The sequence below is a fragment of the Vibrio sp. ED002 genome (assembly GCF_023277445.1).
In the GTDB taxonomy this organism is placed as follows: domain Bacteria; phylum Pseudomonadota; class Gammaproteobacteria; order Enterobacterales; family Vibrionaceae; genus Vibrio; species Vibrio jasicida.
In genome coordinates, this window is record NZ_CP080239.1 from 496,443 (window position 1) to 517,151 (window position 20,709).

At 43.9% G+C, this 20,709-nt stretch carries 19 protein-coding genes; 14 read left to right on the forward strand and 5 right to left on the reverse strand.

Features of this window, described 5'->3' with window-relative positions; translation table 11 throughout:
* Nucleotides 1–27: 27 nt before the first annotated feature.
* The 4 genes from ITG12_RS19000 to ITG12_RS19015 all read left to right on the forward strand — a co-directional run bounded on the left by ITG12_RS19000 (nt 28) and on the right by ITG12_RS19015 (nt 6,381).
* A complete protein-coding gene (locus ITG12_RS19000) occupies nt 28–906 on the forward strand; it encodes a helix-turn-helix domain-containing protein (protein WP_038878070.1) in 879 nt (292 codons plus the stop codon).
* A 123-nt stretch (nt 907–1,029) separates the two neighbouring features.
* Nucleotides 1,030–1,890: a hypothetical protein gene (locus ITG12_RS19005; RefSeq protein ID WP_038878064.1), complete on the forward strand. Its 861-nt coding sequence runs from the start codon at nt 1,030–1,032 to the stop codon at nt 1,888–1,890.
* Nucleotides 1,891–2,721: 831 nt separating this feature from the next.
* A complete protein-coding gene (locus tag ITG12_RS19010) occupies nt 2,722–5,610 on the forward strand; it encodes an Ig-like domain-containing protein (RefSeq protein WP_038878061.1) in 2,889 nt (962 codons plus the stop codon).
* 138 nt (nt 5,611–5,748) lie between these two features.
* Nucleotides 5,749–6,381: a cytochrome b gene (locus ITG12_RS19015; protein ID WP_038878059.1), complete on the forward strand. Its 633-nt coding sequence runs from the start codon at nt 5,749–5,751 to the stop codon at nt 6,379–6,381.
* Between the two features lie 118 nt (nt 6,382–6,499).
* On the opposite strand, the gene ITG12_RS19020 is transcribed toward ITG12_RS19015, so the two are convergent.
* Nucleotides 6,500–7,072 carry a YceI family protein gene (locus tag ITG12_RS19020; protein WP_038878057.1) on the reverse strand — a complete coding sequence of 191 codons (573 nt, stop codon included), beginning with the start codon at nt 7,070–7,072 and terminating at the stop codon, nt 6,500–6,502.
* Between the two features lie 308 nt (nt 7,073–7,380).
* Here ITG12_RS19020 and ITG12_RS19025 point away from each other — a divergent pair, with 308 nt between their 5' ends.
* The 5 genes from ITG12_RS19025 to ITG12_RS19045 all read left to right on the forward strand — a co-directional run bounded on the left by ITG12_RS19025 (nt 7,381) and on the right by ITG12_RS19045 (nt 12,325).
* The gene (locus tag ITG12_RS19025; protein ID WP_104027206.1) at nt 7,381–8,010 is read left to right on the forward strand and encodes a DJ-1/PfpI family protein; all 630 of its coding nucleotides are present in this window, start codon (nt 7,381–7,383) and stop codon (nt 8,008–8,010) included.
* A gap of 233 nt (nt 8,011–8,243) precedes the next feature.
* Nucleotides 8,244–9,374 (forward strand): AI-2E family transporter, encoded by a 1,131-nt coding sequence (locus ITG12_RS19030; protein ID WP_248874731.1) that lies wholly within the window; start codon nt 8,244–8,246, stop codon nt 9,372–9,374.
* Between the two features lie 360 nt (nt 9,375–9,734).
* Complete coding sequence (locus ITG12_RS19035; RefSeq protein WP_038878053.1) at nt 9,735–11,060, forward strand: diguanylate cyclase; 1,326 nt, start codon at nt 9,735–9,737, stop codon at nt 11,058–11,060.
* Nucleotides 11,061–11,180: 120 nt separating this feature from the next.
* On the forward strand, nt 11,181–11,867 hold the full coding sequence (locus tag ITG12_RS19040; RefSeq protein ID WP_038878052.1) for a winged helix-turn-helix domain-containing protein: 687 nt from the start codon (nt 11,181–11,183) through the stop codon (nt 11,865–11,867).
* Nucleotides 11,864–12,325: a hypothetical protein gene (locus ITG12_RS19045; RefSeq protein WP_038878050.1), complete on the forward strand. Its 462-nt coding sequence runs from the start codon at nt 11,864–11,866 to the stop codon at nt 12,323–12,325. Before ITG12_RS19040 ends, ITG12_RS19045 begins: the two co-directional genes overlap by 4 nt.
* A gap of 68 nt (nt 12,326–12,393) precedes the next feature.
* On the opposite strand, the gene ITG12_RS19050 is transcribed toward ITG12_RS19045, so the two are convergent.
* Nucleotides 12,394–12,999, reverse strand: coding sequence for a transcriptional regulator (locus ITG12_RS19050; RefSeq protein ID WP_038878049.1), 606 nt, complete (start codon nt 12,997–12,999; stop codon nt 12,394–12,396).
* Nucleotides 13,000–13,374: 375 nt separating this feature from the next.
* Between ITG12_RS19050 and ITG12_RS19055 the strand changes: the two genes are divergently transcribed.
* Nucleotides 13,375–13,815, forward strand: a complete 441-nt coding sequence (locus tag ITG12_RS19055) for a YtoQ family protein (protein ID WP_038871730.1) — start codon at nt 13,375–13,377, stop codon at nt 13,813–13,815.
* Between the two features lie 66 nt (nt 13,816–13,881).
* On the opposite strand, the gene ITG12_RS19060 is transcribed toward ITG12_RS19055, so the two are convergent.
* A complete protein-coding gene (locus ITG12_RS19060) occupies nt 13,882–14,868 on the reverse strand; it encodes a zinc-dependent alcohol dehydrogenase family protein (RefSeq protein WP_038878048.1) in 987 nt (328 codons plus the stop codon).
* Between the two features lie 326 nt (nt 14,869–15,194).
* Between ITG12_RS19060 and ITG12_RS19065 the strand changes: the two genes are divergently transcribed.
* A complete protein-coding gene (locus ITG12_RS19065) occupies nt 15,195–16,040 on the forward strand; it encodes an enoyl-CoA hydratase/isomerase family protein (protein WP_033006300.1) in 846 nt (281 codons plus the stop codon).
* Nucleotides 16,041–16,245: 205 nt separating this feature from the next.
* Nucleotides 16,246–16,875, forward strand: coding sequence for an SGNH/GDSL hydrolase family protein (locus ITG12_RS19070; RefSeq protein WP_038878047.1), 630 nt, complete (start codon nt 16,246–16,248; stop codon nt 16,873–16,875).
* Between the two features lie 186 nt (nt 16,876–17,061).
* Here ITG12_RS19070 and ITG12_RS19075 read toward each other — a convergent pair whose 3' ends face one another.
* Entirely contained in the window at nt 17,062–17,223 is a 162-nt protein-coding gene (locus ITG12_RS19075) for a hypothetical protein (protein ID WP_162998339.1), read from the reverse strand.
* Between the two features lie 276 nt (nt 17,224–17,499).
* Here ITG12_RS19075 and ITG12_RS19080 point away from each other — a divergent pair, with 276 nt between their 5' ends.
* On the forward strand, nt 17,500–18,714 hold the full coding sequence (locus tag ITG12_RS19080) for a GTP-binding protein (RefSeq protein ID WP_038878046.1): 1,215 nt from the start codon (nt 17,500–17,502) through the stop codon (nt 18,712–18,714).
* 144 nt (nt 18,715–18,858) lie between these two features.
* Here the strand turns inward: ITG12_RS19080 and zigA are convergent, their stop codons facing one another.
* Complete coding sequence (gene zigA / locus ITG12_RS19085) at nt 18,859–20,058, reverse strand: zinc metallochaperone GTPase ZigA (RefSeq protein WP_038878045.1); 1,200 nt, start codon at nt 20,056–20,058, stop codon at nt 18,859–18,861.
* A 190-nt stretch (nt 20,059–20,248) separates the two neighbouring features.
* Here zigA and ITG12_RS19090 point away from each other — a divergent pair, with 190 nt between their 5' ends.
* On the forward strand, nt 20,249–20,674 hold the full coding sequence (locus tag ITG12_RS19090; protein WP_020196339.1) for a TraR/DksA C4-type zinc finger protein: 426 nt from the start codon (nt 20,249–20,251) through the stop codon (nt 20,672–20,674).
* Nucleotides 20,675–20,709: the final 35 nt, after the last annotated feature.

The window sequence follows — 20,709 nt, forward strand, 5'->3', positions numbered from 1 at the left end:
ATACAAGTAGTAACGAGTGGAGGGTGAATGCAAATACCAACCGTAGGCTTTGACCATAAAAAATCGAATCAAGCAGAGATTGAAATCTTCGATCTAGAAAGCTTGTATGGCCAAGAGTACGAAAGCCATTCACCTCAAAAACCGCATCGCATTACCTTCTTCATGATGGTTTACATCGAAAAAGGCAGTGGCGTACACATGGTGGATTTTAAGCAGTATCCGTTTGAATCTGGCAGCATCCTCTTTGTTCGTCGCGAGCAGGTGCAAGCTTTCGATTTGTCCAACAAACCCTCCGGCAAAGTGATCATTTTCACCCAAGCGTTTTTAGACCAAGTGCATGCCAACATGCGTTTACCTAACTACACTCCAACGCATTTAAACCAAGCTCGTTCGCCACTATTGAGCTTAGACGAAGCCACCTGCCAGAGTGCCAAACTGCTTATTGGCGAGGTTATCAAGGAAATTGAAAGTCAGCATTCCGACCCATTGATCGTCATGTATCTTTTCTCTTCTTTCGCTCTAATGCTGCATCGTCTTCGACCTGAAGAAAGGCACGATAAGTTAACCAAAGAGCAGAGCTACAAACTTGCACGTTTCTTTGATTTGCTCCAGGCGAATTATGAACATATCCGTGATGCGAACTGGTATGCGGGGCAGATGGGGTCAACGTATAAAACGTTAAATGTTATCTGCAAGCTGGCAACGAACTTAACCGCGAAACAAATGATCGACGCGTTTGTCACAATAGAGATTAAGCGCCGCTTGGTGGTGAGTAACGTTACGACGCAACAGTTAGCTTTTGACTTTGGTTTTGAAGATGCGAGTAATTTTGTTCGATACTTTAAAAATCAAACCGATATGACACCAAGCCAATTCCAGAAGCAGTACGCCGAACCACAGTTATGATGTTGAGTATGAACGCCTTTTTGTGTTCATGTTCGATATTGACCATTTTCCGACGCACATCCACACAGACGAGTCTTTGATTCATTCCTATTATTGTTCTCAAGCCAACAAGAGGAAAATAATATGAACAAATTGACTCGCTTTTTCGCTAGCTCTGTTATCGCATCCACCGTTTTTGCTAGTGCTTCTTTCGCTGTAAATGCCGATGAATTGTCGAATCGTGATAAAGCCGTCGCGGTTATCTCAAGCATTGAAACGGGCGACCAAAACGCGATTTCATACATCAACCCAAACAAGTACATTCAGCATAATCTTGCGGTTGCAGATGGTTTAGCGGGCTTTGGCGAAGTAATGAAGATGCTGCCAGAAGGCAGTGCTAAAGCGAAAGTGATTCGTACCATTCAAGATGGCGAATACGTGGCATTGCACACGGAATACGACTTTTTCGGACCGAAAGCGGGCTTTGATATTTTCCGTTTTGAAGAGGGTTTGATCGTCGAGCACTGGGATAACTTACAAGACGTAGCGAAACCTAATCCAAGTGGTCGCACTCAATTTGACGGTGCAACAGAAATTACAGATGTAAACAAAACGGATGAGAACAAAGCGATCGTTTCTGATTTTGTACAAACCATACTGATGAAAGGGGATATGTCTCAGATCAGTAAGTTTATCGGTGATAAAGACAGTGACTACATCCAACACAACGTTGCGGTGGCCGACGGTTTGAGTGGTTTGGGTGTTGCACTTAAGCAATTAGCGGAAGCGGGCATGCCGATGGTATACAGCAAGAACCATTTGATTATCGGTGAAGGGAACTTCGTGTTATCAGTGAGCGAAGGTCAGTTCATGAACCAACACGTCGCGTTCTATGACTTATTCCGTGTCGACAATGGCAAAATTGTAGAGCATTGGGACACGATTGAAGCGATTCCATCGAAGTCAGAGTGGAAGAACGGCAATGGTAAGTTCGGCTTTAAATAGCATCTAAAGACAATATGCACGAAAAAGAGAGTCACATTGTGGGCTCTCTTTTTTCGTTTAAGCGAGTTACATACCCAATAATAGTTCGAAAATAAATCAATGTAATACAGATGTAAAATAAAAATAGCTTAACTTTGGTTTTTATTTGTACAGAAATTAACGACATTAAGTGATAACTGGATTATTAAGGCCTTTACGAAATATGAATAGAATTAAGGCTCTAATTTTTCTCTTTCGTATTTTTGTTTGTGGCGCATGAAAAATGTGTGACTTTAATTCCAAATAATATTCTTAAAATCGATTTATTTGATTTTCTTCACTTTTACACCCCTGTCATTTGTGCTGATTATTAAATTGATTTAATCATATTCCCTACTTATTTATTGTGCGAAAAATACTACAACAAAAACAGTTAAGTTAATGTTTTTACGGTTTTATTTAACTCGGCGTGAGTTCTTTGTGTTGAATGTGAAACGAGGCTTTTGTTGCTAACTTGCTGTTAGAACTATAAAAGTTGCTGTCTATTTTCTCAAAATAACGCCTTTCTTTTGATTGTGACAAAGCTACTATGAATTAAATTAAAATAAGCTAATTAAGTTTATTCTTTAACATGAATTTAAACCTGATTGATATAATAATTAGCTTTATAAAATGGGATGGTTATTCGCGATCAAAGATAAAGTTTGATATTTATCCCAGAAGTAAGAACGAATTTTTGCCTTGGTTATTTTTATTTATAAATTAAGTGTGCTTGCAAAAAATAATTGAACCGTTAATTGCAGGTCTTTTGTGCAGTACCTAAATAATTAATATAAGACTAAGGACTTAATTATGTATCTAAGAAAGAGCAGTGCTACGCAGACAAACTCCATTGGTTATCGCACGTTAGGGTTAACAATGCTTTGTTCTGGTTTATTGTTGAATCCGATCTCCCAAGCCATGGCGGCGGAATTCAGCACCGATGCGGTTGCACAATCAGAAAGCGAATACTGGAGCACCTATAAGTTAGACATCAAAAACACTGGCTCAGACAGCGCAGACATGCGTGAGGCGGTGATTGAGTTCGTACTGCCTGTCGCAATTAACGACATTGGTTGGGCATCAAATCACCTTTCATACCCATCATGGGAGATCGCTCATACAACACAAGCTGACGGCGTGTTTAACGCTGTAACACTCAAATTCCCAGCTGGCTCTTGGGTAGACAGTGAGTTGGCATCTGGTGAGTCGGCGGCGTTAACCATCTCTTTTGGCGGCGAACTGAAGGATCTCAATGCGTTTGAAGACTCCGTGGTGGTGAAAGTCGATGGTGAAGTCGTTCCTCCACCAGAGTTCTCATTGGATATCTTAGCACCGGCACAAAACTCTGTAGTTTACATTGGCTCGAATGTAGACATCATCACGAGCGTAGAGGGTGTAGGTGCAAGCAAGCTAGAGTTCTGGGTCAACAATACCAAGCTGGCAGAGCAACCTGTAGTAGACGGTACGACTGAGTATCAACAAGCTTGGCTACCAGCGGAAATTGGCGCCGCTTCAATTGCTGTCATGGCGTTCAACGAGAGTGGCGAAAAGCTGACTGAACAATCGGTACAAGTCACGGTTGAATCAGAATCTACCGCGCCGAATCCTCCTGTGATTGAGTTTATCTCGCCAGATGCAGGCTCTTCTCACCAAAAAGGTGACACGATTTCGATCTCAGCCAATGTCACCGATGTGGATGATGACTTAGCGACGGTAAAATTCTTTGCTAACGATGCTGAAGTATGTCAGTTAGACGCGAAAACGACACAAGGTTTCTCTTGTGATTGGACTGCACAAACAGCGGGTTCAGCAACGCTTCGCGCAGAAGCCCAAGATGACGAACAACATGTTACTCGCAAGAGCCTAACCATTACTGTGACAGACACGGGCACCAGCTGTGGCGATGTTCCTCAATACGAAGATGGCGTGCCATACAAGGTGGGTGATGAAGTTACCAATATCGGCAACATCTATTCATGTACCGTAGCAGGTTGGTGTGGAAACCCAGTTTGGACACCGGGGACAGGCCACCCAGATTATCCAGATGCGTGGAAAGACGCGTGGGACGAAGTAGGGCAATGTGATCCTAACCCAGTTCCAGTGGTGGATGTTCAATCTCCTCAAGATGGACAAAAAATTGCACCAAACCAAGCGTTCGATGTGATTGTCGATGCGACTGACGATACTGAAGTTGCTCGCGTTGACGTTCAGTTGAATGGTCAAGTGGTGGCAACATCAAGCACTCCATCACAAGGCGATACCTACACCATTACAGTTCCTGCACAAGACGAAGGTCAATACACGCTAACCGTCGTCGCTTACGATGACCAAGGGGCAAGTGCAGAAGCCGCACCAATTTCTCTAGCGATCACCGATAAAGACTTGGTGGTTTCGCTATCCTCTCCTGTTGATGGTTCGAGCTACTTTGAAGGCCGTGCAATTTCAATCAAAGCAGACGCGAAGAGCTACGAAGGTGATATTACTTCAGTAAGCTTTATTGCAAATGGTAATGAGCTATTCAAAGACACTGAAGCGCCATACGAATACGAATGGCTAGGTGCACAGAAGGGCGCTTACGCGATCACAGCCAAAGCAGTAAACACAGCAAGCCAAGAACAAACTTCGGCAACGTCTAACATTACGGTGAAAGAAAGCACTGGCGGCGGTGGTTTAGTCGATAACCCAGATCGCTCTATCAGTTACCTAACATCTTGGGGCTTGAATGACTACGAGCAGTTGTTCAATTCAGAGGGTGACGGTTACCTATTGTCATTTGGTAAGTGGGACGCGAGCGGTAACATTACGATCTCCGATGGCATGCTAACGCCACCAGATTACAATCCGGATTGGATGCCAACGCAGTACCTAGCTTGGTCAACACTTAAGCATGACAATGAAAACGTAACTATGATGGTGGCGTTTGGTGGTCAAACGTACGAAAGCATTTGGTCAGCGATCAGCACGCCACAAAGCCGTGAAGCGGTCGCAACTGGATTGGTTGATTTGGTACATACTCCATTCCCTGTGTACAAAAAGAATCTGACACCAGAAGAGATGGAAGGTGAATGTCTTGCATCAAAACCTGATGGCAGCTGTGATTACAGTAAATACCAGCTAGCAGGCTATGTGCACATTGACGGTCTAGATTTCGACTTCGAGAAAGCCGCTCGAATCACGGACAAAGAGAACCAAGATCTGACTGCTCTGATCAAACTGATCCGTGAGAAAGTAGGCAATACGAAAGTGCTGTCTCTGACGACTTACCACGTAGGTGCAGACCCAGTTGAGTGTATGGATGCGAGTGTGTTCGAAAATTGTTCTTACATTGAACCATCAGGCCGTTCATCTCACCACGGTGAAGTTATCGATTTGCTGAAAGCAACCAAGAACGACTTCGATTTCTTCAACGTAATGACGTATGACGCAGGTCGAAACTTCCTCTACGATGTCGCGATGGCGAACTATGCTGAATATATTGGAGACAAGTCGAAGATTGTTTTAGGTAACACGATCAACAGCCAATGGGCGCCAGGTGGCAACTTTGTTGAAACGCGTCAAAACAACCTAGACCGTGCTAAATGGCAGAAAGATAACGGTTATGGTGGTTTCTTCATGTGGACGCTAGGTTCAAACAACCAAGGTTTGAGCATGGCAGAGCAAGTTGACTACTTTAACGACATGATCAGTGTAAGCAAGTAGTACTCACCTCATCTTGTAATCTACTTGAACGACGGAAGGCTCTCATGCCTTCCGTTATTTCTTCAATCTTCATCATGGGAACGCCTCTCGCTCGCCGTATTCCCATGCAAATTCCAATTGAAATTCAGTGGTGACAATATGTCAAAACTAGATTCTGGTCAGCACCAGAAAGCGATTCCGCACGCCCAAAATAAGGCATTCAAACCTAAAAAAGACTCACCCCAACACCAAAGCAATACGTCACAACACTATGACGCGTTCAGTAAATGGTTACATTGGATAATGGCGGTGATCATCATCTACGCCACCATTGCGGGTTATGGCATGTTGTTTGTGATGGATATGCCGCAACTGTTTCATGTGTTGTCGACGCTCAACATGTCATTCGCGACCATTGCATCTGTGTTGTTAATTGTACGTTGGGGTTGGTCATTCTTTCGAAAGACACCGGAGTTGCCAAGCACGATACCTAGCACGCAGAAAAGCATCGCTAAATTGGCTCATGGCACCATCTATCTTGTGATGTTTGTTGTCTTTGTCAGTGGCTTTTTGATGCTTAAGCACGAGTACCCATTCTTTTGGCTGTTTACCATTCCAAACCCAATTTCTAATGCCGAAGTGAATGAGTTTTTCTTTATGGTTCATCGAGTTGGTTGTGCCACATTAGCGATGCTGGTGGCGTTGCACGTTGCGGCGGCATTGAAACACCACTTCGTGAGTAAGAATGATGTGTTAAGAAGCATGGCGTTGAGTACATCCAAGCAAAATTGATAGCAGGGAAACGGGCGCTTTAAAGCACATGGAACAAAGCGCGTAAACCAAAAGAAAAAAGGCTTGGTGAGCCTCCAAGCCTTTGTTTCGCGTTATCAAGCCGCTTTGGGCTAAATAACTACTTTTTAAAGGTGAGATTCAGAGTGAGCGGAACTCGGTCTGAAATCTTAATACCACCAACCGTTGCTGCTAGGTTTGTTAAGTTTTCAGTTGGGATACCAAAATCTGACGCGCCAATAATGACAGGCGCACTTGAGCTAACCATCACAGTATCGCCAGCATTGAGTACCACAACAGGGAATTCTACCGACTTGGTCTTACCAAACAGCGTCACTTCAGCAGGTACTTTAAGCTTGTGAGAGCCTTCGCCTAGTGCCGACCAATCTACTTTTCCGACAACTTTCACAGGGGCATGTTTTGCCGATTCGAAGAAGATTTCGTTGAGTCGCGTATTACGGATTGGAATGCCTGTCTCGATGTTGTTTAGGTCGACAGACACATCAAATTGTCCTTCGCTGTTAAGCGTGCCTTTGAGGGCATCGATGGTCGCGGGTTCAACAACAAACTGATTTTTGATGGTAGCAAAGCTGACTGAGGAGAATTTTGAATCTAGCGTGTAGTTATCAGCAGCGAACGATGCACCTGAAAATAGCGCAAGCGCGATGCTTAGGGTGGATAAAGTCTTTCTCATTATTATTAACCTTATATACGTTGAACAACGGTTCTACTTGATAGTAGTTCGGATTTATAAAAGTTAATAAGGAATTAAATCGATTGATTTCGATGATTTTTTCGATGTGATTGTGCGCTCAATAATGAGGATTTGATATCAATGTAACTGATGCCATTTACGCTTTTTATGTCAAAAATGTGCTAATTAGCAATGACTTAATAAGCAGGTGCGAATGTGCGAATTTATTTCAAATTGATGATTCGCGACTTGCTTAGGTTGCCGTTACACTGTTCGCACATTTTATCATTCGTTAGGTTGGTTGGCTTATGTATACCGTTGGGATTGTGTTGTTTGATGATTTCACAGACGTAGACTTTTTCTTGATGTATGACCTGTTAGGAAGGACGCAAGACAGTTGGACAGTCAAAGTGCTAGGGACCAAGCCAGAGCATGTTTCTCATCTCGGTATGACGGTAAAGACGGACGGTCATATCTCTGAAGTTGCAACGCAAGACGTTGTGCTTATCGCGAGTGGCAAGAAAGGCATACCAGCAGCGCTTCAAAATAATGAGTTCATGTCCGCGATGAAGCTCAACCCAGACAGGCAGCTAATTGGCTCTATCTGCGCGGGTTCTTTTATCTTGCATGAATTGGGCTTGCTTGACGGTAAAAAGCTCACAACCAACCCAGATGCTAAAGCGGTGTTAAAGGGCATGGGAGGAGACGTTCGAGATGTTCCTTTGGTTATTGAGGGTAATATTGCAACGGCGGGAGGTTGTTTATCATTGATGTACCTCATTGGTTGGTTAGCAGAGCGCCTGTTTGATTCTGATAAGCGACGCGAAATCCAAAACCAGTTGATACCAGCAGGGCAGTTGGAGATATTCGAGTCTCTTATCGCGAACACAATCATGGAAGCAGAAATGCTTAACCAAGTGCCTTGCGCAGCGGAATAAGCAATAACTCTGATTTTCCCTTTGTGACTGAACACAAACTTGTTCACTAAACCGTTGAATGTACGGGGAAGTGTACTAGGTTTTATATAAGCGCTTGTTTTAAGACCGCGGCTATCTAAGCCATCGGTCTTTCATTAGGTGCGGATAAATACTGTGTTGGGTCCATTCACGCGTCATCGATTATCGGATTACCGATAAATAAGAATATGGCGCGAAACCAAAGGGAAAAACAGTTGAGCAATCCAAATGAAAATTTAGAGAAAGTACTTGCCAAAGCGTTTACCACGTCTTTGATTCGATTCTCAGTCACGACGCTGATCGTTATTGTCTGTTGGTGGGCGTTTTTACCATTTCTTCCTATCTTACTTTGGGCGCTGGTGCTTGCCATTGCGCTCTATCCAGTCAAACTCGTCATTGAAAGAAAGCTTGGATTAAGCTCGGCTCGTGCTGCAACACTAATTGCCATCATTGGTGTCTTGATTCTTGGCACGCCAACGGCCATGGTGGGTAATTCTTTTGCATCGAAAACACTCGGTGCATTTGAATCTTATCGAGATGGCACTTTGGTCATCGCTAAGCCTGCAGACAGCGTCAAAACTTGGCCTTTAGTTGGTGAAAAAGTTCATGCCGTTTGGTTTGAGGCCGCAGACGATCTGCCAACGTTTGTCGAAAAGCGTCAGCCTCAAATAAAAGGCTTCTTTAGTTGGTTTGTCGATAGTGCAACGGGGGCCGCTAAAAGTGTATTCATGCTCATCGGTGCTATTATCATTGCGGGTGTCATGCTCGCTTGGGCACAACCTGCTGCAACGTCGATACGTAAGATCTTCATTAGTTTTACGGATGAGGTGAGAGGGCCAGATTTACATCAACTCACCACCGCCACCATCCGGCAAGTTGCCGTGGGCATCATCGGTATCGCTTTCTTAACGGCAATGGCATTCGGTGGTGTCGTGGCGTTATCCGGCGTACCTGCCGCAGCATTGTTTACGCTTATTGCGTTGATCTTTGCGATTGTGCAACTGCCAGTCACCATTATCGCGTTAGTTGCCGTCGGTATTTTGTGGGCAGGAGATAGCGGCACGGTTCATAATGTTGTCTTCACGGTTTTGCTCCTTGCTGCAAGTTTAATAGATAACTTCTTAAAGCCGTTAATTCTTGGCCGCGGCCTCGAAGTTCCTATGCCTATTGTTCTTATTGGTGCAGTGGGCGGCATGATGTCGGGTGGTATTCTTGGCATGTTCATTAGTGCTGCGTTCTTAGCGGCGGGTTACCAAGTATTTATGAAGTGGGTAGACACAGAAACCCAAGACGTTGCTGATGTGATTAAGGATGCAGGAACACAAGGACAAGAATCTAGGAAGTAGAAAGACGAACGAGATACTCAATTGAGCAAAAGACGGTACTGATGGCCGTCTTTTTTGTTGTCTGTGAATTGAACCGTTCCACACAAAAATTTACCGTTTGGATCAATCTTTTTAATCAACACAATCGATCGTGTCGATCAATGACATCGATCGATAGAAAATTAATCAATTTTGATAAAAAAGTTTTGTCTTAACGATACTCATTGGGCATCGACGGTTATTCTATTATGCGTATAATCCCTGTTTCTTGATTATCGTAATCATAATAATTGTGATAAGAAAAGAAATAACTGAAATATAGATGGAATTTTGAGAATCAAATAAAGGATATGGAGAACGACACGAACTGGGAAGGTTACAGTGAACAAAAGCATCAAAGTAGTATTAGTCATGTCGATACTAATATTAACCGAATTCCTTGCGACTGAGTTGAGTCGAATTAATAACCAAAAAGAATCTGCAAATGTAATCAGTACGATAAACAAAGAGATGAAGAAGGTTTTTAATGACGCGTTAATCACGGCTGAAGTCTTGAAAGAAGTCGTGGTGCTTTCTGAAGACAGCAGCATCTCACTTGAAGCGTTTAACAAACTGAGCCGAACTCTGTTGTTTTCCTATAGCAACGTTGATTCTTTGCTCTATTTGCCACAAGGCGTCGTGACGCTTGTCTACCCATACGAAGAAAACAAACGAGCGATTGGTCACAATGTGCTTCAAGATCAAAGCAGAAGGCTAGGAGCAGAGCAGTCGATTAATTGTCGTAAAAATACGGTAATTGGTCCGGTTAAGCTTGTTCAGAATGGTAAGCAAGCCTTTATCCTTCGTAAAGCAATTACTAATGAATCTGGATTTATTGGTTTTTCGTCTTCCATTATTTATTTAGAAACCATTCTAAATTCATTAGAAAGTATTCTGGAAGATAAAAATATATCTAATTATTCGATTGTTGGGTTCGATCCGGATAATCGTAATTTTCATGAAAAAGTGATCAGTAGTAAAGGTCATATTGATTGTGATGTTGATATCAGCATAGTGACAATATTTAATACCAACTGGCAGGTCTCAATTTCACAAAGCGACTCGGGATTACTGGCTAGAGCCGCTATATTCTCGACGTTGTTTATTACATTGCTTTTAATTATGTCTCCCGTGAAGTTTTTCAATCAGTATCGACGGTCTGAAAAACAGCGTTTCGATCTACAAAACGAAGCATACACAGACTTCCTTACTGGCTTGTTGAATCGCCGTGGCTTAGAAAATCGATTTTATGCGTTAAAAGAGCAAGAGGTTTCCGGTTCTATTGCCGTTTTTGATATCGACTTCTTTAAAGCCATCAATGATACCTACGGCCACGAAATTGGCGATGTGGTTCTGGTTCAGTTTGCTTTACTGTGTGGGGCGAAGACCGATTTGAATTTTACTTTGTCACGTACTGGTGGCGAGGAATTTGTTCTTCTTATGCCTGGTGTTAAGAGCTCAGAAGCAATGTTGTTCTGTGAGGAGCTTCGACAGGAGGTCGCTGCTACTCCAATTCTTATTAATGATTTGAAGATAGAAATTACCGTGAGTATTGGTGTTGCTCATTTTGATTCTGCTGATGGTATAAGAATCGCTTTAGCTGAAGCGGATGAAGCGCTATACAAAGCTAAGCAATCTGGCAGAAATCGGGTTTACGTGAAAGCTTGATAAAGCCCCCCGGATATTGGTAGTAAAGCTGGTCTGATGAGTTCTTGTGTCCTAGATGTGCGGTAGCCATTTCTACTACAATGCTCGGCCTTTTAAGCAAGACCTCTCGGGCAAAGTAAAGTGAGTAAGCAGTACACTTGTGACGATTTGGTATTCGACATCGAAAAGATGAGCGTCAGAACAGATCGTTTAGAACGTTCATTAAATTACAGCGAATGTCTTTTATTTAAAGCGTTTCTGGACAATGCAAGTCAAGTTCTTGATAAAGAAACGCTCAAACAAGCAGGGTGGCCGGATACCATTGTAACGGACTCTTCCCTGCAAAAGTCGGTGCAAAAGCTGAGGCTTGCCATTGCCATCTCTGATTGCGTAGAGCTACGAACCATTGCGGGTGTCGGATACATGCTCTATTGCAGCTGTGCGGGAGCCAATGAATCAACGTCAACTCGTCGTGCTTTCAATTCACTTACGTTAGCGAAAGCCTTGCTGGCGTCTGTTTCTCTAGTTCTCATAGTGTTGTCTTTCTTCAATTTCTCTAGGGTCACCAACACGCATTTGGTTTCTTATCGCCATGATGGTTATGAGATCATGGAACTCAACCACCATAGGGTACTTAAGCCAAAAGGGATGGTATTACCATTGAAGATAGAATCTTTAATTGAACATTCCAAATGTGATTGTTTCTATTCTGTGGCACAAACAGAAGGACTTTACACCCTATCGGTTTACGACAACGTGCACCGACGTAGCGAGAACTATCTGTTTGAAGTGGAGACACTCCCTAAGGTAATTAAGGAGCTCGGATGATACGCAGTTTGAGACCTTGGATTGGTTTGTTTTTACTCGCTTCTATGCTTTACAGTGTTTCGTTGTACGTGAGTGGTAAGAAGCTTCTACTTAGTGGAAGATACACCACCACCGTACAACAATACTCAGCGGACAACGGTGTTTGGAAAGAACGCATAGAAGTTGATTTAAATAACGAAAACCTAGAGTCAACGATATCCATAGAGGGAGATGGTCTAGAGGGCGTTGCGCTCTTTGCGGTCACAGGTAAAATCACCAAGTCATTTAATGGCGAATTTGAGTTTTTCTATAAGACTGAGCCGATTCAAACGACTAAGGTATTGGATGGTTACCAAGCGGCGAGCTACAGCTCCCTGTTTCTTTCTGGTACGTCTAAGAACCAACTCATCTATCACGATGAAAATCTTGATGTGATAGCGCGAGAACGAAATCACTTAATGCTGAGCCGAGTTTGGTAATTATTTACTTTTTAAAACGAAAAAACTCCCGGTTTCCCGGGAGAAGAAGCCAACTAAGGTTGTTGTTATTAGAAGTGGTATTTCACATTTGCTGTTAGCAGTACTTCGTCACCAATCTTATATGATGAAGTATGTTTTTGGCCGTTGTAGGTCTCTGAATATTCGACCTCATTTGTGTGGTGCAGGTAGCTTACTTCAGTACCCACGCTCCAAGCTTTAAAGCGGTAGTTTAGTCCTGTTTGCGCGCCCAGAACGACGCCATTTAGCTCGTCCGCACCATCAGAATCTGAGTTATACATCTCGTAGCCAAGCTTGCCACCAATGGTCCATGCCAGTTTTTGCGTGATAGGTACAAGGTAATCGTATTGTGCGTATAGCGTGCCAACTTCAAGGTCATCGTCGCTGTAGTCAAGACTTACTCCGCGGTAGTCGTAACCGATGCTGAACTGATGCGCTTGGTTAAGGATTACACCACCTTCCACGCCAAATACCATTGATGATTTTAGGTCTAGGTGCTCTTCTTTTCCGTCATATTTCGATTCAGCTTGACCACTTAAGCGTGCGCCAGCATCAATACCAACAAACGGTTCGTATTTTACTGCTGCGTTAACGTTGAACGTTGTTGCTGCTGTTAATGCTGCTAGAGCGAAAAGTGCTGCTGTCTTATTTTGCATCATGTATTTCCTAGTGTAATAGCTGCTAATTGATAACTCGTTGTTACCTTTGTGCTCTTTCACATCGTGGTGAAAGTGGTGGCTAAGCTAGATACTGATGAACAAAAAGAGAAACGAATTGCGCAGAATGTTGCGGAAAAAAGGTCAAAGTTCGTTTTTATAATAATTTATGGTTTTTTGCGCTTTGGTAAGCGGCTGAAAATTCGTACTTTTAATGCTTCCTACGCAAACCTATCGTTGTAATACGGGAAATTCCGTTGCCTGTTTTTAACTTGGCATTTAATGCCAGATTCACAGATATGCGCTTAGAACCTTGTAAATGGCGTGTGCATGCGGTTTAAATTCAAGCACATAACAAAAACAATGTGAGTGATTATGAAGTTAAAAGTGTATTTGTCGGGTGAGATCCACACCGACTGGCGTGAGCAAATCATCAAAGGCTGCGAAGCAAAAGATCTGAATGTGTCGTTTATCTCTGCCAACACGCATCATGAATCCAGCGATGCAGCGGGCGATGGTTTGGGCTCGGAAGACAATCCTTTTTGGCGCGATCATAAATCAGCGAAAGTAAATGCGATTCGAATTCAGACCGCCATTAAGTCTTGCGACCTTGCCGTGATTCGATTTGGTGACAAATACAAGCAGTGGAATGCGGCTTTTGATGCAGGTTTCTGTGCCGCTTTAGGTAAGCCTTACATCACTTTGCATGATGAAAACATTGTCCATGCACTTAAAGAAGTTGATGCTTCAGCGCAAGCATGGGCAACAACGCCAGAACAGATCGTCGAGTTAATTGCGTACACCGTGACTCCATAACTGAAAAAAAGACCTCCATCACGGAGGTCTTTTTGAATTGTGCTGTTAATGTCACTAAGACAAAACTTAGATATTCACGACGACTTTACCAATCGCTTGACCACTGGCTAGACGATCATGCGCAGCGCCAGCTTGCTCAAGGGTAAACTCGTGTTCATCGAGAACCGGTTTTAGTGCGCCTGATTCTGCAATCTTGGCTAATTCTTTTAGGATGATGGCATGTTCGCGTCGACCAACATTGTGGATCATCGGAATTAGCATAAATACAACGTGCAATGACAAGCCTTTCATGTGAACGGTACTTAAATCTTGCTCATGCAAAGACACGGTTGTTGCAACTTGACCGTTGAGTTTTGCTGCATCAAATGAGTTAGTTAGGTTTGCACCGCCAACTGAATCGAAGACTACATCAAAACCAGCACCAGAGGTGTGTTTAGCAACGTAATCGGCTACTGACTCAGTACGGTAATCAATCGCGGTTGCACCAAGCTCAGTAATCAGGTCATTCTTCACACCCGTAGAGCCAGTTGCGAAGACTTGAGCACCCATGTGACGAGCAAGCTGCAGTGCGATGTGGCCAACACCACCTGCGCCGCCATGAACCAGTACTTTTTGGCCTTGGCGAACACCAGCACGAATCAAACCTTCATAAGCCGTAATACCAACCAATGGGATTGCCGCCGCTTCACGCATAGAAAGGTTTCTTGGTTTGTGAGCGATAAGGTCCGCGTCTGCCACCATGTATTCCGCTAGAGAACCTTGAAGGTCTCCAAGGCCACCCGCACAACCATAAACCTCATCGCCAATCGCGTACTCGGTAACACCTTCACCTACGGCTTCAACCGTACCTGCGAAGTCCATCCCTAAAATGCCCGGAAGTTGTGGATGGAAGGGTAAACCTTCGCCCATTTCACGCAGCATCATGTCAACAGTATTAACACTTGATGCAGCGACTTTAACTAAGACGTGGCCCGCTTTAACTTCCGGTTTTTGTACGTCTGCTGTTTCAAATACTTCTGAACTACCAAACTGACGAATTACGGCTGCTTTCATTATGATTTCCTCGGTTGTGCGTTTGTATGGATTCAGTATAGGCGCGATTTCAAAATTGATAATTGGGCTGAAAAAGAAATCAGTTTTAAGTTTTTGTTGATAATAATACGAGTAGTAAACCGCAGAGTTACTTACTCACCAGTTGAGAGCAAAGATCAGATTTGCGTGATTTGTTGCTAGCCGTTATTGAGGAAATCACCTTTTAGTTTTCGTAGATACTGTTTCTTTTTATGCGTCATTGTTTGATGTTTTTTAGAGGCGTAACGTTAATTGCGTTGCTTTGAAAAATAGCAACCTAATGATTTTATTGGAAAAAGGAAATGGATATGGCTTACGAAGGCTACAAAACGTTTACTGCAAAGCAAGAAGACGCAATTCTTTATGTCACGTTTGATTTTGGTACGGTAAACGTGCAAGGGCAGGAAATGTTGGCGGATTTGAATGGGTTAGCACTGCGATTAGAACGTGATCGTAGTGTCAAAGTGGTTGTATTCCAATCAGCCAACCCGGAGATTTGGGTTTGTCATTACGATACCGAATTGCTTAAAGAGATGTCCACAGAGGCTGTTTCTCGCGAAGAAGCGAAGTTACTCGATCTTCAAGCGGTTCTTGAAAGAATCAGCAAGCTACCACAAGCCACAATTGCAAAACTAGAAGGCTTTGCCCGTGGTGGCGGTCATGAATTTGCATTGGCCTGTGATATGCGTTTTGCCGCTCGCGGTAAATACAAATTCATGCAGATGGAAGTGGGTATGGGCATCTTGCCTTGTGGTGGTGGTGCATCTCGTATGGCGCGTCAGGTGGGTTTAGGTCGTGCCCTAGAGATCATCTTGAGCGCTCGTGACTTCGATGCGGATGAAGCAGAAGCGTACGGCACCATCAACAAAGCGTTAGAACCCGATGAAATTGGCCCTTATGTTGATGCATTGGCGCAGCGAATTTCTAAGTTCCCGGCTGAATCTATCAATGCATGTAAACAGATGGTGTACGAGTCAATCGACAAGCCAATTGATGAAGCATTGAAAGCCGAAGCCTACTGGCTTTACCAAGCAACGAGCAAGACGCCTGCAGTTAAGCGTTTCCAAATTGCCGATGATCAAGGCTTAGAGCATGACATCGAGAACCAACGCAATTGGGAAGACTTGGTGATGAAGGTACAAGACATCAACTAAGCTGCTGCGTTAGTTTCTTATTAAGCACTAGAAAGGCGAGCCAAGTGGTTCGCCTTTTTGTGTTCAACTGCTGACGTGTTTATCGTTCTTAAGTTCGCAAGCCAATTGAGCTTGTTTATGGGAATGAACTTTCGAATTAAATCACAGACTCGATAAACGTTTTTGATAGACTGCAAAGCGATAGTTTTAGTGAGGAACACGTTTAATGCCGACCATACTTTGTTTTGGCGATTCAAATACCTGGGGCGCAGTACCGAATGAAGACCGCCGTTACGGACCAAACGAGCGATGGCCATCCTTGTTACGAATGTCTCTACCGGATGGTTATGAGGTCATAGAGGAAGGGCAACCAGGGCGAACAACTGTGCACGATGATCCTTTTGAAGGTGAGAAAAATGGCCTTCGCTATTTACGCCCTTGCTTGGAATCTCATCTGCCTGACTTGGTCATCATTATGCTCGGCACGAACGACATGAAAAACTGCTTGGGTTTATCCGCTTTCGATATCTCTCGTGGGGCAGCTCGCTTAGCGCAAGAGGTTCTTAACTTTGATAACTGGGCAAAGCGGGAAGCGCCGCAAGTTCTTTTAGTCGCGCCGCCACCCGTGTATGAGATTGGTTTCTTCGGCAGTATGTTTATTGGCGGAGCGGAGAAGTCCAAAGAGTTTGGCTTTCATTATCGAAACCGAGCGGAAGAGCTGGGATGTGCATTTTTTGATGCCGGAACCGTGGTGGAATCTTGTCCGAACGAAGGAATTCATTGGCAACAAGACCAGCATGAAAAATTGGCTAAAGCACTGCAACCCATGGTGTTAGCGGCTTTTCAAAAATCATAGATGTTAAGAGATTACAGAGTAAACAGGCTTTTCGTCTAAGGAAAAGCCTGTATTGAAAGGGTTGAGAAGCAGGGCGAGTATGCCTGCGCCCTAAAGGCGGTGACGTAAGCAGCTTGGTGCTTTATCCATGCGAAGAGTGTTTACGCCAAGGCTAAACCGCTGTCTGGGCTCTCGTGTGCGGGAATTCTATGTATCCTTGCGGGACTGCCTTTTACGTGCGCCCACATCCGCAACATCGGACGCTTTGCAACAACCTCCGCCTTTGATCGGCCTACGTGAAAACATCACACCAATTGCGAGCATCGCAATACAACTTAGGAAAATAAGAACGGTAAGAACTAAAGTCATAACACCACCTCCTATAAATCGTTGTATTGTCATCTTTCTCCAATTTTATAAACAAAGCAATGGTCGCTTTGTAACCACTTATTATTTTTATCAATAGTTAGACCTTTGCTGGTGATGAAACGTGATGAGAAACGAAGGCGAGTTCTGAGAAATCAGCCCCTGTGATCTTTACCGATTCTTAAGTTTTGCGTCTAAGACAGCAATTGGATTCCTTCTATAACTCACTAAGTTGTTATGTTATAACATGCGCTCATCCAGAGTTTGTAGGTCAAAGGTATGCCATCAATTCCAGTCACCATTTTGCATGGGTTTCTCGGGTCCGGGAAAACCACGTTTTTACGCAACATTCTTCAACAAGCCGATTCTTCTGGTATTGATCTTTCCGTTATTGTGAATGACATGAGTGAGTTAGACGTCGATGGCGTGCTTATCTTAAATACCGATGCGGTGAGTGAAGAGCAGGGCAATTTTGTCACGATCAGTGGAGACAGCATCAGCAGCCCGAGTGGTGTAAAGCAGCTCGATAAAGCCCTTAAAAAGCTCTGCGCAGAAAAATTGCCAGAATGGATTGTGATTGAAACGTCGGGCAGTAGTCATCCTTTGCCTTTGGTTGAGTATTTTAAAAACAACGCACCATTCGCACTCAAAGACGTGATTACGTTGGTGGATGCGACTTGGTTGCGAGATGACTATCGACAAGGCTCTGCTTTAATTCCGAAGTGGCAAGAGAACGTACAGCAGGGTGTTCGCGGCGTTGAAAACTTGTTGGTAGAGCAAATCATGTTCTCAAACCGTGTCATGCTCACCAAGACGGACAAAGTGGATGACAATACCGTTCGCAACATCGCGCAGGCGATTCATCCGCTTAATGTTTACACCGAGATAATCAAAACGTCATGGGGAAACTTGGATATCCGCATGTTGAAAGGTGAGCAAGACTACAATTTCTTCCTCGTTGAGCAGTTAATCGCAGAACTTCGTGAGACGGTGAATGAGCCGTTGAATCTCTCTGATAAAGACGAACAAAGCCTTGTCGCCAAAGTGATCAAAGATGATCGACCTTTTCATCCTGCGCGTTTGTGGAATACCTGCCACCAGTATTTAACTAAAGGCGTGTTCCGCAGTAAAGGGTTCTTTTGGTTCCCAACTCGAGACGATGTTTCACTGCTTTGGAGCCAAGCAAACGGAAATGTGGGGCTTGAAATCACAGGCTTTTGGCGCGCTTCGGTAATCCATGACGAATCGCAAAACTTCACTGAGGAACATCGTCAAATCCTCCAAGAGAAGATAGACAGTGTTGAAAGCCGCTTTGGTGATCGTCGTTGTCGCTTAACGGTGATTGGTCAAGAAAACGAAGTCGATGTGTTTATTGATGCGCTGGAAAACTGCTTTTTAACGGATGCGGAATTGGAGCAATGGCAACAAGGGGCAACATTTGAAGATCCTTGGCCAAAGAAAATAGCTAAGTTGAGTCAGAAGAAAACGTTTTGATTGCGCTGGTGAAGATTCCCTCGCTGCATGTTTGCTCGGGTTGTTTCGAGAACGGACTTACTGAATTGGCTCGGTATACCAAAATTGGCTCTGTGTAACGAGAAAGCCTCCCGAATGGTGGGAGGCTTTTTGTCTCTCAGTCGTTTACTGTTCCCATTCAGGGAAAGGGTCTTCCAGAGATAACCAATAGTCGAGCCCTTGCTCCATCTCACCTTCTGCTAACAAGCATTCGTTGAGACGAGCAATCAATTTTTCTTGCTCTAATCCCTGACCAATAAACACCAATTCTTGTCGCATATCGCCGTATGGTTCTTGCCAAATGTCGTTTATAGCGTCGAGGTAATCTTGATCCGTCGGCCATTCCTCCTTCGGAATCGCTTTCCAAAACATACCCGCAACACCATAACGTGCGATGCCTCCCGCTTGGCTCCATTGACCGACAAATTCTGGTCTTGTTGCTAACCAAAAGTAACCCTTGGAACGAATCAGTTTGCCGTAATCTTTCGCATTGTGGAGGAAGTCGTAAAACTTCTCTGGATGGAAAGGGCGTCTCGCATGATAGGCAAAGCTAGAAATGCCGTATTCTTCGGTTTCCGGTATGTGCTCGCCTCGCATTTCCTTCAACCAACCTGGGGCTTGTTGTGCCTTTTCAAAACTGAAGCTTTGGGTGTCGAGTACCGCATCAAGTTCTACTTCACCATTCGAGATAGGAAGAATAGTGGCGGATGTATTAAGAGTTTTAAGAATCGCAAGAAGCCTTTCGATTTCTGATTTCTCAGCAAGGTCGGTTTTACTTATCAAGATAACGTCAGCGAACTCTACTTGATCAACGAGTAAGTCGGCGACGCTGCGTTCATCGTCTTCACCTAGGGATTCAGCGGTCTCTGTTAAGAACTTAGCTTCATCGTAATCACGCAGAAAGTTAATCGCATCAACCACCGTAACCATGGTGTCTAAACGTGCAACGTCTGAAAGTGAAAGCCCGTTTTCATCGGCAAACGTAAAAGTCTCTGCAACGGGGAGTGGCTCGGCGATGCCAGTGGACTCGATAACTAAGTAATCGAATCTGCCTTCTTGCGCGAGCTTAGTGACTTCTTCAAGCAGATCCTCACGCAAGGTACAACAGATGCAGCCGTTACTCATTTCAACCAATTTTTCTTCACTGTGATTGAGAGAAACTTCATTCTGAACGGTCGCCGCATCGATGTTGACTTCGCTCATGTCGTTGACGATGACCGCGACTTTTCTGCCTTGTCTATTGTTAAGAATATGACTTAAAACGGTTGTTTTTCCTGCGCCTAGAAAGCCGGATAAAACCGTAACAGGGAGTTTCTGGGTGTTCATGCTCATGCTCTTTATAGTGTAATGTTATAATATAACAATTAATATAGTCGGTGATCTTAACTCTGGCATCAAGCAGTTTGTGACTGTGTCGAGTACTGCACCTTATTGGCGCATTCATTCGTCGTTAAGTTATACAGATTCAGATGTACGGAATTTAGAGAGCGAACTCTTATCTCGGTGTGGAGGTTCTATGAACGAAGAGAAAAAGCATGTCATGACAGAAGAAGAAATTCTTGCAGCGCCCGAGGCGGATTATATGAATGAAGCTCAGCTCGCGTTTTTTGAAAACCGATTATTTGAGCTTTATGAATCGACGTTAGCGCATATTGAACGAGCGAAAGAAGAGATGATTGCGCCAATGGAATTCAGTGACGAAAGCGATAGGGCATCCAGTGAGGAGCAATCTGCAATCGCATTAAGAATCATAGACAGAGAGCAAAAGCTGTTACCTAAGATTCAACAGTCGTTGGCTCGCTTGCGCGCAGGGGAGTATGGCTACTGTTTAGAGTCCGGAGAACCTATCGGCATTCCAAGGTTATTGGCGCGACCTACCGCTGAATATAGTGCAGAAGTAAAAGCGCAAATGGAGTCAAAAGAGCACTGGTACAGAGAGTAAAATGTTACCCAAGTAAATAGGGGGAAAGTGGGTTT